This window comes from Salinicola sp. NYA28a, from assembly GCF_976982775.1.
Genome location: NZ_OZ334582.1, coordinates 680483 through 694185, shown reverse-complemented (window position 1 = coordinate 694185; position 13703 = coordinate 680483). Strand labels below are relative to the sequence as shown.

The following is a 13703-nucleotide window of genomic DNA, read 5'->3' as shown; positions in this document are numbered from 1 at the left end:
CGAAAGTGGTGTTAAAAACGATAGGTCGCCTGCACGCCGAACAGGTTGAGCGAGTTGTCGTATTCGGCCTGATAGGAGTTACCGTTTTCGTCCTGCAGATCGACGTCGGCGCGATCTTCCCAGATGTAGCTGTAGGCGGCATCGATGGTCAGGTCGGGAATCGGTGTCCAGCCTGCGCCGATAGAAACCAGCGTGCGGTCGGCAGACGGCACGCGCACGGTACGCACGCTGTCCTTGATGGGCGACTCGTCATACGCGATGCCGCCACGAAAGACCCATTGCGGATTGGGTTGATAGGAAAGGCCGGCGGAGTACTGCCAGGCGTCCTCGTAATCCTGCTGCTCTTCGACGGGGATGTTCAGGTTGTTATCGACCACGAGCTCGTCGAAGCGACTCCAGCGAATGTACGTCGCTCCCGCCATGACGGTCCAGCGATCGTCGAGCTGATGCGTGACCGAGAAGTCGATGGTTTCCGGCAACGTGATATCGAGCGAGGCATCGCCTCTGGCATTCTGGTCAGGGTAGCCGAAGACATTGTCCGCGTGGATATCACCGTCCAGGGTGTAATCGACCTTGGAGCGGTAGGTCAGCCCCAAGGTAGTCGACTCCACCGGCCGGTAGATCAAGCCGATGTTGTAGCCCCAGGCGTCGTCATCGCCCTTGACGTTGACGGTACCGTCACCGGCAGCTGTCGGGTTGAGCGGGTTGGGCGACTTGCTCTCCAACTCGCCCTTGATGTGGTTGTAGGTCACGCCGAAGCCGATGGCGAACTTGTCGTTGAAGCGGTACGACAGCGTGGGCTGGGCGGTGATGACTTCCAGATCGCTGTAGTTGCCGAAGTAGCGTCCCTTGAAGTCGTCGTTATAGTCGGTAATCAACCCGAAGGGGGCGTAAACACCGAGACCAAAGCTCCAACGGTCATTGATTGGCTGAACGTAATAGCCGAAAGGAATGGCCTTTTGGGGAATCATGTCGCCGTCAGAGCCGCCCCCAGTAGCGACCGATCCAATGATCGGCGTACCGTTGCCATCGACGCCGGTCACCATCGGCTGGTTGCCACTTTCGTCATGGATATCGGAACTGGCATCAATGTAATGGGTGCCCGCAGTCAACTGTGCCCTGTCCAGAAAGGACATCCCCGCCGGGTTGCCGAAAACGATGGTGGCATCCTGGACATTGGATGCCCGTCCCGCCCAGGACGTGCCCTGACCGCTGACGCTCTGTTCCTGCAACTGAAATGCGCCCGCCAAGGCTTGCCCTGATACTGCGGCGCTCGCCAGGGTAAAGGCCAACGACAGACGGCGATAACGAATGATCATGATTGGTTCCCCTGAACCCGGGAAGCCGCCGCGGCGTCTTGCGAGCCTTTTAAGTGCGGCCGGCGATTCCATTGTTCTCTGAGCCATTTTCGATTTGAAAAGGCCCGACTTTTCGATATCCGTTTTGACGGAATGGCAGTTTAGCGTCAATGTGCAAACGGTCGTTTTAATCGCTTTTTAGAGATTTCTTTAGTCGTAAGACCAACCGCTAAAGCACCGATTTGCAGCGTCGGGCTACGTGATGGCAGCGCTTGACCCTTGGGCTACACCTAGGTTTTAGACTGACGTTATCCATGGTTCAGCGAGGACATCCGATGAAGGTAACCGAACTGGCCCGAACTGCCGGCGTCACGGCCGAGACGGTGCGCCACTATACGCGCCAGGCGCTTTTGAAGCCGCGCCGTGACCCCGACAACGGCTATCAGTTGTTCGATCAGCAGGATCTCGACCGGCTACGCTTTATCCAGCGAGCGAGAACATTGGGCTTCAGCCTCAAGGAGATCGCCGACATTCTCGAGCAGGCCGATCAGGGCGACTCACCCTGCCCGCTGGTCCGCGACCTGCTGGCCGCTCGCCTGCCGCAGATCCATGCCCGGATCCGCGAACTCCAGGCGCTGGCGGATCGCATGGAGCGAGCGATGAACGACTGGTCACGACTGCCGGATGGCACGCCCGATGGCCACAGCATCTGCCGATTGATCGAGCAGACGCCCGATACTCCCGATGAGTGCTGCGCTCCGGCAAGGAGGAACGCATGAACCGCTACCAATATCGCGTCGATGCCATGCATTGCCAGGGCTGCGTGAAGCGCATGCGCGAGGCCATTCAGGCCGAGGACGCCCAGGCCGAAGTCAGCGGCGAACCAGCCGATCATCGACTTCAGGTCGATAGCACGCTGCCACGGGATCGGATCGCTCAGCTACTGACCGAGGCCGGCTATCCCCCGGACGCCGAGCATGAGTCCTGCGATTTCACCATCCCGGCGATGAGCTGCCAGGGCTGCGTCAAGCGCATGCGCGAGGCCATTCAGGCCGAGGACGCCCAGGCCGAAGTCAGCGGCGAACCGGCCGATCATCGACTTCAGGTCGATAGCGCGCTGCCACGGGATCGGATCGCTCAGCTACTGACCGAGGCCGGCTATCCCCCGGCCGCCGAGCATGAGTCCTGCGATTTCACCATCCCGGCGATGAGCTGCCAGGGCTGCGTCAAGCGCATGCGCGAAGCCGTTCAGGCCGAGGACGCCCAGGCCGAAGTCAGCGGCGAACCGGCCGATCATCGACTTCAAGTCGACAGCACGCTGCCACGGGATCGGATCGCCCGACTGCTGACCGAGGCCGGCTATCCGCCCGAAGACGAGGCGGCTGCCGAGGCCGAATCGCGTGAGGCCGAGGTGCGTGAGACCGAGTCGCGTGAGAGCGAGCCCGACCGGGCCGACGATACCCGGCCATCCAACGACGCCGCTCCATCCGATAGCCGGGCGGAAGAGCCGACGGAGGCCGGCGAGCTGCAACGACTATCAATCAGCGGCATGACCTGCGCCGGTTGCGTCAACGCGGTGCAGAAAGCGCTCTCGAAAACCCCCGGCGTCCAGCATGCCCAGGTCAACTTCGCCAGCGAGACGGCCCAGGTCAGCGGCCAGGCCAGCATCGCCGATCTGATCGCGGCGGTCGAGAACGTCGGCTATGGCGCCTCGCCGATCGAGGATCTGCGCGAGGCATCCGCCAAGCGCCAGCAGAACGCCGCCCGGCAGGCCCGTCGCCATGCGATCGAATCGGCGGTCAGCCTGACGCTGGGCGTACCGATGATGCTGGCGATGTTCTTCCATATGCCGCAGCTCGAGGGCGGCGAGCGCTGGATCTGGCTGCTCCTGGGGCTGGCCACGCTGGGCGTGCTGGCCACCGCAGGTCGTCGCTTCTTCGACGGCGCCTGGAAAGCGTTCCGTCATCATCAGGCCAACATGGATACCCTGATCGCCCTGGGCAGTGCCGCCGCCTGGCTCTATTCGATGGCCGTGGTGCTGTTCCCGACGGTGATTCCCGAGGGATCCCGGCATCTCTATTTCGAGGCGTCGTTGATGATCATCGGTCTGATCGGCATCGGCCAGACGCTGGAACTCAAGGCTAGGGGACGTACCAGCCAGGCGCTGTCCCGTCTGCTCGACCTGCAAAGCAAGACGGCCCGAGTGATCCGTGACGGACAAGAGCGCGATATCGAGATCGAGCAGGTTCAGGTGAACGATCGAATCCGGGTGCGCCCGGGCGAACGCCTGCCGGTCGATGGCGACGTCGAGGAGGGAGAGAGCTTCATCGACGAGTCGATGCTCACCGGGGAACCGGAACCGGTACGCAAGGCGGCCGGAGATCGGGTCAGCGCCGGTACCGTCAACGGCAAGGGAACCCTCGTCTATCGCACGAGCCATGTCGGCGACGACACTCGGCTGGGACGCATCGTCGACCAGGTCTCCCGCGCCCAGGAATCACGGCCGCCCATCGGCGCGCTGGCAGACAAGGTCTCGGCGATCTTCGTGCCCAGCGTAATGATCGCCGCTGTCGTCACCGCGCTGCTCTGGTTCGACTTCGGTCCGGCGCCGCAGCTGGTGCACATGCTGGTGGCAGCGACAACCGTTCTGATCATCGCCTGCCCCTGCGCCCTGGGCCTCGCGACACCGATCTCGACCATGATCGGCATCGGCAAGGCCGCCGAGTACGGCATCCTGATTCGCGACGGCGAAGCGCTACAGACCGCGAGCCAGTTGACCACCCTGGTGGTCGACAAGACCGGCACCCTGACCGAGGGCAAGCCGCGGGTCACCGACAGCCGCTATTGGCTGGAGCAAACGCGCGTCGATGCCGTGGTGGCCGCCCTGGAGCGCGGCTCGGAGCACCCGCTGGCCGACGCCTTGCTGACGCACGTCGGCGATACGGCGGACGAGGTGGCGATCCGTGATTTCCAGAGCCTGACCGGCCGGGGCGTCAGCGCGGCTCTGGATGACGGCAGTCAGGTGTTCCTGGGCAACGCCGCGCTGATGCACGAGCACGGCATCGATGTGGCCACTGCCGCCTCCGATGCCGAGAAGTGGCAGGCACAGGCGACCAGCGTGATCTACCTCGCCATCGGCGGCGAACTGGCAGCCCTTTATGGTATTCGCGATGCGCTGAGGGCGGACAGCCGCGCCGCGATCTCGCGCCTGAAGGCCGAGGGTCTGACAGTGGTGATGCTGAGCGGAGACAATCGCGCCACGGCCGAGGCCATCGCCCGGGAAGCGGGCATCGACGAGGTTCGCGCCGAACTGATGCCCGGCGACAAGCAACAGGCCATTGTCGAGCTGCAGCAACGCGGTGAACGCGTCGGCATGGTCGGTGACGGCATCAACGATGCCCCGGCGCTGGCACAGGCCGAGGTCGGCTTCGCCATCGGCCAGGGCACCGATATCGCCATCGAGAGCGCCGGCATGACGCTGATGCGAAACTCGCTGCACGGCGTCGGTGACGCCATCGCCATCAGCCGCGCCACGCTCTCCAACATCAAGCAGAACCTGTGGGGCGCCTTCGGCTACAACGCGTTGGGCATCCCGATTGCCGCCGGTATACTCTACCCTTTCACCGGCATGCTGCTGTCGCCGATGATCGCGGCTCTGGCGATGTCGCTCTCCTCGGTCACGGTAGTCAGCAATGCCAACCGGCTACGGCTGTTCCGGCCCGATGGCGGCCAAGGTTCGACAACCCAGACCAACGCAAACGCAAAGGAAGCGACGGCATGACACTTCTGCTCAATACCCTGGGCATCGCCGTGATTCTGTTCATCGTCTGGTGGTTCTGGCTGCGAGGCTGATCGCAGCCAGCCAGGGACGCAGCTAGCAAAGGGACGAAGCCAGCAAGGAGAAAACGATGACTTCACCACACCACGCCCCACCGCTGGGCGGCGTCATCGAAAGCGTTCTCTACACGGCCGACATGCAGCAGGCTCGGGACTTCTTCACGCGCGTGCTCGGGCTCGAACCTCATCTCGAGGACGAGCGCTTCACCGCCTACCCCACCGGCAACACCATGCTGCTGGTGTTCCAGCAGGGCCAGACCGACGAGACGGTCCACCTGCCGGCTGACATGGGGACCATCCCGCCCCACGACGGCGAGGGTCGCCAGCACCTGGCGCTGGCGATTCCGGCCGAAAGTCTCGACGACTGGGAGGCGCATCTCGCCGATCAGGGCATCGAGATCGAAGGCCGGACCCGCTGGCCGAAAGGGAGCGAGAGCCTCTATTTTCGCGACCCGGACGACCACCTGCTCGAGCTGGTCACGCCGGGGCTGTGGCCCAACTATTGAACGGCAGCGCTGGGCCGATCCAGACTTAGCCTCAGCCTCAGCTCTTCAACTCTGGCTGATGCCGGCGTAGAGCCCCGGGCGGTGATTGATGGTGAGAATCGCGCCCAGTACCACGGTGCCGACGATTGAATAGAGCACGTTGGTCACCGGCAGCACGAAGAACGCAGCCAGCATGATCAGGCCATCCAGTCCCATCTGCACCTTGCCCGCCGGCCAACCGTAACGGTCCTGCAGATAGACCGCGAGAATGTTGAACCCGCCGAGGCTGCCACGGTGGCGTAGCAGAAACAGCACGCCCAGGCCGATCAGACTTCCCCCCGCCAGCGCCGCGAACAGCGGATCGACCTCGCCGATCTCCAGCCAGCTCGGCAGCATCCAGGAGATCCACGACAGCAGCGCTACCGCCCCGAAGGTCTTGAAGGTGAACTGATGGCCGATCCGCCGCCAGGCCAGCCAGTAGAACGGCAGGTTGATGACGAAGAAGACGAGTCCGAAACTCCAGCCGGTCACGTAGGTCACCAACAGCGCCAGGCCCGCTGTGCTGCCGATCAGGATCTCGGCATGGTGATAGAGCGCCAACCCTAGCGCCGCGCAGGAAGACCCCAGCAGAATGGCCAGCACGTCTTCATAGGAACGGTGACGGTACGTCGTTTCCATCGAGCAATCCTTGTTGTCTTGTCTCTGCCGGGTAGGCAGTGGGTCAATGAGTCGGCGCTTTTGGCGCCTGTCCGGTCACGCCCCGAGAACGGGGCCACCGGCGATCCGGCGATTATATCGTCAAGACGTCCGCTCGAGGCGACCCCGAACCCGCCCGATTCCGACAGTTCGGGACGACAGGCGTCGTGGCGGCAGGTGTCGTGGCAGCCAATGAAGCGTGTGAAAGGATGGGGAAATGAGGCGGGAAACGTCAGGCCGTCAGGCGCTCGGCGTGCTCGACCATCAACTGCAGGGACTCGCGCCCTTTCCAGCGATTGCGGGAAAGCTTGAAGGCGCATCGTATCCGGTCGCCAAGTGAAACCGGCGCGGCCTCGCCCGGATTGAGCGCGCGGAACCAGATCGCCCGGCTGACCACCGCGTCGCAGGAGAGCTCGAGCATCAGGTGATTGCCCTCGGCACCGACCGGGCGCAGTTGCTCGACGAAGAACTCGGCTTCGAACAGCGGCGCGTCGAATTCGCGGCCATAGGGCGCCAGCGCGTCGAGCTCGTCCAGCGTCGCCAGGGTCAACTGCGATGCGCTCAGGCTGCCATCGGTCCATACGATCGGGAACAGCTCCCGTTCGCCCAACTGTTCTCGCACGGCCTGCAGGAAAGCATGGCGGAACGACTCCAGCTCGGCGAGCGGCACGCCGACGCCGGCAGCGCCGCGATGCCCCCCGAAACGCGGCAGGCTCGACGGCGACAGCTCGTGGGCCCGCTGCAGCGCGTCGCGCAGATGCAGAGCCTCGATGGAGCGCCCGGAGCCGGTCAGCATGTCCGGCGCGGTAGCGGGCGTCAGCACCAGCGCCGGACGCCCGTAGGATTGGACCAGCCGGGAAGCGACGATGCCCTGCACGCCAGCGTGCCCCTCCGGCAGATGGATCACCAGCGCCGGCAGGTTGTCCGCCAGCTGCGGCTTGGCCAGCGCGCGGGCACTTTCGACCATGTCGGCCTCGAGCGCCTTGCGGGCCTGGTTGTCATCATCCAGCACCTGGAGATGCTGGCGGGCGACGCCATCCTCGGCGGCCAGCATGTAGTGCAGCGCGGCGTAGGGGTCGTCCAGCCGCGAGCGGGCATTGATTCGCGGCCCCATCTGGAAGGCCAGCGTCTCGGCATTGAACGGCACGCTGTCGGCACCCAGGCGTTCCGCCATGACCCGCCAGCAGGCAGCCTCCATCCGATTGATCAGCCGCAGGCCGTAGGTCACGACCGCGCGATTGGCGGCGCTCGCCCCCAGCGACACGCAGTCCGCCACCGTCCCCAAGGCCACGTAGGAGAGCCAGGGCGAAAGCTTGGGCGTCGACGACGACAGCACGCCCTGCTCGATCAGGACCGAGCGGGTCAGCGACATCATCAGCCACGCCACCATACAGCCGGCGATGGTCTTGTCCGGATACCCGCAGTCCGAGCGCGTGGGATTGATCGTGGCGTAGGCGGAAGCCGGAGGCCCTTCGATCGGCAACGCATGGTGATCGGTGACGACGACGTCGATCCCCGCTTCGCGCAGGCGCGCGATCCGCGGTTCGTCGGAGGAGCCGCAATCGGCGGTGATCACCAGGCTGGGGCGCGGCTTCAGCGCCAGCGTGCGCTCGACCAGCGGCAGGCTGATGCCGTAGCCGTCGTTGATACGGTGACCGATCAGGCTGTGCAGCTTCGCGGACGGCACGCCGAACAGCTCGGTCATCGACCGCAGCATCACCACATGCGAGGTGATACCGTCGACATCGTAGTCGGTCAGGATGCCGATATGCTCGCCCTCGCTCACCGCCCGCGCGATGCGCTCGGCGCCACGGCGGGCATCGCACAGCTGCTCGGGGTGGCTGAGATAGCGCAGTGCCGGCGCGGTCAACGCTTCCAGCGGGCCGTCGTGTCCCGGCAGCCGCCCGGCGAGAATCCGTGCCTGCAGCTCGCTCAGCCCGGCGGCCAGCCCGCGCCGATAGACGTTCTCGTCGCGCGGGCGTGGCTGGATGCGACAGCGGGCGTAATCGTGGGAAGTCTGGTCGGCCAAGGTCGTAGCGGGAACAGTAGACATCCAGAACTCAAGTGAGCGGGGTCATGACGTGCTGGCGGAATGCCGGACGCGTCTCGAGCCGTGCATGCCAGTCGGCCAGGTGTGGCAGCGTGGGGCGCTCGATGTCCATCGCGAACCAGGTATGGACGAAACATCCCATGGGGATGTCACCCATGCCGAAGGCGTCTCCCGACAACCATGCCTGGCTTGCAAGCGCCCTGTCGACGATTGCCAACCGTTCGGCCACGAGCAACTGGCCTCGTGCCATCGCGTCCCCGTCGAACTGCTCGGGGGTGGCACGCACGCGGTTGAAGAACAAGTCGCGGAAGGGCGCGGCCAGCATCGACAGCACCCAGTCCATCCATTGATCGCATATGGCTCGCTGGAGGGGAGAGCCGCTCTGCAGCGCACCATTGCCATAGGCAGCGACCAGGTAGCGAACGATGGCGTTGGACTCCCACACGCTTCTTTCCCCGTCGATCAGACACGGAATGAGGCCGTTGGGATTGAGCTTGCGATACTCGTCGCTATCCAGACCACCATGCACGCCGCCGTAATCGACACGTTCGAACTCGAGCTCCAGTTCGGCCGCGCACCAAAGCACTTTCTTGACGTTGTTCGAGTTGTCTCTTCCCAGTACTTTCAACATGGCGTCTCTCCCGTTAACGCAGCAATGCGCGATCCCGTCTCAGCGACGGTTATCGGCGACGAATGCCTGGACCGCTTTCAACTCGGCGGGCAGCACGCTGTAGCGCTCTTCGCGCTCGAGCAGATCGTCCATGTGGGGCGGCAGCGGCACGCCGGAGAAGCCGGCCCTGACCACGGCTTCGGCAAACTTGGCCGGATGCGCCGTCGCCAGCGTGATCATCGGCGTCACCGTATCGGCGCGCGCCTGCTCCGCCGCCCGGTAACCGGTGGCGGTATGCGGGTCGAGCAGCTCCTTGGTGCGATGATGCGCGTCGCGAATGGTCTCGAGGATGGCATCGTCGTCGACGCTGAAACTGGAGAACTTCTCGCGCAGCCTGGCGAGCGGCGCCTCGGCCAGCACGGCCGGCTCCTGCTGGAAGCGCTCGAGCAGCTCGCGAACTGCATCGCCGTCGCGGTCGTAGGCGTCGAACAGCAACCGCTCGAAGTTCGACGACACGACGATGTCCATCGAGGGGGCCAGCGTTGCCGCCAGGTCGCGCTTGGAGAAGTCGTTGTCGGCCAGCGTGCGGTGCAGGATGTCGTTGGCGTTGGTGGCGATGATGAACTGCTTGACCGGCAGGCCCATCTTGTAGGCCATGTAGCCCGCGAAGAGGTTACCGAAGTTGGCCGACGGCACGCAGAAGCTGACTTCGCGATGCGGCGCGCCCAGCGCCACGCCGGCAGCGACGTAGTAGACGATCTGGGCCATGATGCGCGCCCAGTTGATCGAGTTGACCGCCACCAGCCGTGCGCCCTCGAGGAACGCCTGGTCGGCGAAGCTCGCCTTGACCATCGCCTGGGCATCGTCGAAGTTGCCCTCGATGGCGATGTTGAAGACATTGTCCGCCAGCACTGTGGTCATCTGGCGCCGCTGCACTTCGGAAACCCGGTTGTGCGGATGGAGGATGAAGATATCCAGATGATCGCAGTGGCGGCAGCCTTCGATCGCCGCCGAGCCGGTGTCACCGGAGGTGGCGCCCATGATCACCGCTCGCTCGCCGCGCTTGGCGAGGAAATGATCGAGAATGCGCCCCAGCAGCTGTAGCGCGACATCCTTGAATGCCAGCGTCGGGCCGTGGAACAGCTCGAGCAGGAAGTGGTTGGCATCGAGCTGGTTGAGCGGGACGACGGCATCGTGGCTGAAGGTCGCGTAGGCATCATGCACCAGCCCACGGAACGTCTCGTCGTCGATCTCGCCGCCGACGAAGGGCTTCATCACCCGAAAAGCGATGTCGGCGTAGGAGAGCCCCGCCATCGAGGCGAGCTCCTCCCGCGACAGCTGCGGCATCGTCTCCGGCACGTAGAGGCCACCGTCGACCGCCATGCCGGTCAGTACCACTTCCTCGAAATTCAGCGCCGGCGCCTGGCCGCGCGTACTGATATAACGCATATTTCACTCCGTGAGTGACGAGCTTCGAGCTGCGGGCTTCGAGCACAACCCGCTCGCGGCTCGCGGCTTACGGCTCGGAACTGAAGTTATTACTGCTCGTCCAGCGACTCGACACGAATCCGCGTGACCGGCCCGGCGATATCGGCCAGCGATTCCAGTTGGCGAATCGCATCGTTCATGTGCTGCTCGCGGGTGCGATGCGTCAGCAGGATGATCGGCACCAGTTCGCCTTCGGTGGCTTCCTTCTGGATGATCGCCTCGATCGAGATGGTCTGCTCGGACAGGATCGTCGCGACTCGCGCCAGCACGCCAGGCCGGTCCACCGCCAGCAGGCGCAGGTAGTAGGCCGTGACGATCTCTTCCATCGGCAGGATCGGCAGCGCGTTGGCTTCGTCGTTGACCCCGCTGAACGCCAGGTAAGGGACACGGTAGCGATGCGCGGTGGTAATATCGCGCGCCACGTCCAGCAGGTCGGCGACCACCGCCGAGGCCGTGGGTTCCGCCCCGGCACCCGCACCATAGTAGAGCGTCGGGCCGACGGCGTCGCCCATCACGGCGATGGCATTCTTGACGCCATGCACATTGGCCAGCAGCCGCTCCTTCGGGATCAGGGTCGGGTGGACGCGCAGCTCGACGCCGTTATCGCCCCGCCGGGTAATGCCCAAATGTTTGATGGTATAGCCCAGGTTATCGGCTTGCTCGACGTCATCGGCGGTGATCCGCGCGATGCCCTCGGTATAGGCACGATCGAACTGCAGCGGGACGCCGTAGGCGATGGAGGCCAGGATCGTCAGCTTGTGGGCGGCATCGATGCCCTCGACGTCGAAGGTCGGATCGGCTTCGGCATATCCCAGCGCCTGGGCTTCGGCGAGCACGTCATCGAAGGCTCGCCCTTCGTCGCGCATGTGGGTCAGAATGTAGTTGCCGGTGCCGTTGATGATGCCGGCCAGCCACTGGATGCGGTTGGCCCCGAGACCTTCACGCAGCGACTTGATCACCGGGATGCCGCCGGCCACGGCAGCCTCGAAGGCGACGATGACGCCCTTCTTGTGGGCTGCCTGGAAGATTTCGTTACCGTGAACGGCGATCAGCGCCTTGTTGGCGGTCACGACGTGCTTGCCATGTTCGATCGCGGTCATGACCAGCTCGCGAGCAACGTCGTAACCGCCGATCAGCTCGACCAGCACATCGATATCGGGATTGCGCGCGACTTCGAAAATGTCGCGTGTCACCTTGACCCCGGAAGTGTCGCAGTCAGGATTGTCGCGCCGCGCACCCACCTGCTCGATGACGATGGGGCGACCCGCCCGACGAGCGATCTCGTCGGCGTTGCGCGTCAGAACGTCGAAGGTGCCACCGCCCACGGTGCCCAGCCCGCAGATACCCACTCTCACCGGATCCAAGATGTCGCTCTCCCCTGCTGATATTGACTCGCCGCATCGCCCTCCGGAGCGGAAGCCGCTGTCACGGCTTTCCATTCTTTGCTGTACGGATTCCCGGCACAAAGCGCCCTGAAGGGCGGTCACGGTAGAAAGCCCAGCCCCCCTTGTCAAGCGGACTCGCGGGTATCCTGCCGGGTATCAGCTATCGCCGCTGGCATCGATGCCGAGCATGGCCGCCAACCGCTTCGCCGGCAGGTATCCCGGCACCATCTTGCCATCGGGGAAAATGATCGCGGGCGTGCCCTGAATTCCCGATTCGACGCCCAGTTGATACTGCGACGCGATGGGAGCCTGGCAACTTTTCGACGCTTCCACGCTGTCACCGCGGAATGCCGCACTCATCGCTTCCGAGCGGTTGTCGGCACACCACACGTCGGCGAGCTGTCGCGCCGCATCCGAACTAGGCCCCATGCGCGGGAAGGCCAGATAGTCGACCTGAATGCCCATGTCGTTGAGCTGGGACATCTCGGCGTGCAGCTTGTGGCAGTACGGGCAGGTCGGATCGGTGAACACCGTGAGCCTGGCCTTGACCTCGCCGGCCGGCTTGTAGATCACGCGCTGATTCTCGGGCACGGCGTCGACCAGGGCCTTGCGTCGCTGGTTGGCCGCCTGTTCGGTCAGGTTGACCATGCCGTCCTCGGCATTCTGGTAAAGATCGCCGACGATCAGATACTGGCCCTCGGCGTCCGAGTAGAGCGTATTGCCGCCACGCAGGCGGACTTCATAGAGCCCGGGGACCGGAGAGTCGTCGATGGCTTCGATCGGCAGAGGCTGTCCCCCGTGCGCGTTGAGCTTGTCGGCGAGATCGGCCGGCGGCTCGGCCGATACGGCCGGCGCCAGAACGGCAGCCAGCAAGGCAACGGTGGACAACAGTAGACGACTTCTCATGTTCAACCTCTCGGGTGGTGTTGAGCGTGCAGCGCTTCCAGACGCGCCTGGGCCACGTGGGTGTAGATCTGCGTGGTCGACAGGTCGCTGTGACCCAGCAGCAACTGTACGACACGCAAATTGGCCCCATGATTCAATAGATGGGTCGCGAAGGCATGGCGAAGGGTATGCGGCGACAGCGGCTTGTCGATGGCCGCGAGCTGCGCATAGTGCTTGAGCCGGTGCCAGAAAGTCTGGCGGGTCATGAAGCCATCACGGCGCCCGGGAAACAGCGGTGGCTGGCGGATGTCGTTCATCAGCTCGTTGCGGCCCTGGCGCAGATAACGCTCGATCCAGGCCATGGCTTCTTCGCCCAGCGGCACGAGTCGTTCCTTGTCACCCTTGCCACGGATCAGCACCACGCCCTGACGCAGATTGACCGCCGATACGGTCAACCCCACCAGCTCGGAGACGCGCAGGCCGCAGGCGTAGAGCACTTCCAGCATGGCGCGATCGCGCAGGCCCAGCGCGGTCTCCACGTCCGGCGCCATCAGCAGCCGATCCACGTCGTGCTCCTCGAGGGTCGAGGGCAACCCGGGCCGCACTCGCGGCGATTGAACCTCCGCCAGCGGATCGTGACTCATCAGTCCTTCGGCCAGAGCCCAGCGGTAGAAGCGGCGCAGGCAGGAGAGCTGCCGCGCGATGGAACGGGTGTGATAGCGCTCGCGACAGGACTCGACGAAATCGATCAAGGTGGTCTCGCCAGGCGCCAGCAGCCGCTCGTCCTGTGCCTCGAGATAGACGATCCACGCCGTCAGATCACGGCGGTAGGCGCTCAACGTGTGCTCGCTGACGCCCCGCTCCAGCCATAGCGCATCGAGGAAGGCATCGCGTCGGTCGTGATCGTTCATGCAACTCCGGGGCGAAAACGGCAGTGTAAACAAAGAGCACCATCATAACGCGGAAACC

At 64.3% G+C, this 13703-nt stretch carries 11 protein-coding genes; 3 read left to right on the top strand and 8 right to left on the bottom strand.

The features are described 5' to 3' along the window. Window positions 1–11: 11 nt before the first annotated feature. Window positions 12–1319 carry an OmpP1/FadL family transporter gene (locus ACWHY3_RS03310; RefSeq protein ID WP_332778812.1) on the bottom strand — a complete coding sequence of 436 codons (1308 nt, stop codon included), beginning with the start codon at window positions 1317–1319 and terminating at the stop codon, window positions 12–14. A 314-nt stretch (window positions 1320–1633) separates the two neighbouring features. Between ACWHY3_RS03310 and ACWHY3_RS03305 the strand changes: the two genes are divergently transcribed. From ACWHY3_RS03305 to ACWHY3_RS03295, 3 genes are all read left to right on the top strand, one after another. Beyond that, window positions 1634–2077 (top strand): MerR family transcriptional regulator, encoded by a 444-nt coding sequence (locus ACWHY3_RS03305; protein WP_303854634.1) that lies wholly within the window; start codon window positions 1634–1636, stop codon window positions 2075–2077. Further along, a complete protein-coding gene (locus ACWHY3_RS03300) occupies window positions 2074–5079 on the top strand; it encodes a heavy metal translocating P-type ATPase (protein WP_369695246.1) in 3006 nt (1001 codons plus the stop codon). Before ACWHY3_RS03305 ends, ACWHY3_RS03300 begins: the two co-directional genes overlap by 4 nt. Before the next feature lie 127 nt (window positions 5080–5206). Then, window positions 5207–5641, top strand: coding sequence for a VOC family protein (locus ACWHY3_RS03295; RefSeq protein ID WP_087717591.1), 435 nt, complete (start codon window positions 5207–5209; stop codon window positions 5639–5641). A gap of 45 nt (window positions 5642–5686) precedes the next feature. Here the strand turns inward: ACWHY3_RS03295 and ACWHY3_RS03290 are convergent, their stop codons facing one another. From ACWHY3_RS03290 to xerD, 7 genes are all read right to left on the bottom strand, one after another. Next, a complete protein-coding gene (locus ACWHY3_RS03290) occupies window positions 5687–6298 on the bottom strand; it encodes a YitT family protein (protein ID WP_087717590.1) in 612 nt (203 codons plus the stop codon). A 250-nt stretch (window positions 6299–6548) separates the two neighbouring features. After that, window positions 6549–8369 (bottom strand): single-stranded-DNA-specific exonuclease RecJ, encoded by a 1821-nt coding sequence (locus tag ACWHY3_RS03285; protein WP_448127556.1) that lies wholly within the window; start codon window positions 8367–8369, stop codon window positions 6549–6551. A 7-nt stretch (window positions 8370–8376) separates the two neighbouring features. Beyond that, window positions 8377–8997, bottom strand: a complete 621-nt coding sequence (locus ACWHY3_RS03280; protein ID WP_448127555.1) for a glutathione S-transferase family protein — start codon at window positions 8995–8997, stop codon at window positions 8377–8379. A 39-nt stretch (window positions 8998–9036) separates the two neighbouring features. Beyond that, a complete protein-coding gene (thrC, locus tag ACWHY3_RS03275) occupies window positions 9037–10425 on the bottom strand; it encodes a threonine synthase (protein ID WP_087717587.1) in 1389 nt (462 codons plus the stop codon). Between the two features lie 89 nt (window positions 10426–10514). Continuing rightward, a complete protein-coding gene (locus ACWHY3_RS03270) occupies window positions 10515–11828 on the bottom strand; it encodes a homoserine dehydrogenase (RefSeq protein ID WP_448127554.1) in 1314 nt (437 codons plus the stop codon). Window positions 11829–12005: 177 nt separating this feature from the next. After that, a complete protein-coding gene (locus tag ACWHY3_RS03265) occupies window positions 12006–12755 on the bottom strand; it encodes a DsbC family protein (protein ID WP_448127553.1) in 750 nt (249 codons plus the stop codon). Between the two features lie 2 nt (window positions 12756–12757). Next, window positions 12758–13645, bottom strand: a complete 888-nt coding sequence (xerD, locus tag ACWHY3_RS03260; RefSeq protein WP_448127552.1) for a site-specific tyrosine recombinase XerD — start codon at window positions 13643–13645, stop codon at window positions 12758–12760. Window positions 13646–13703 lie beyond the last annotated feature (58 nt).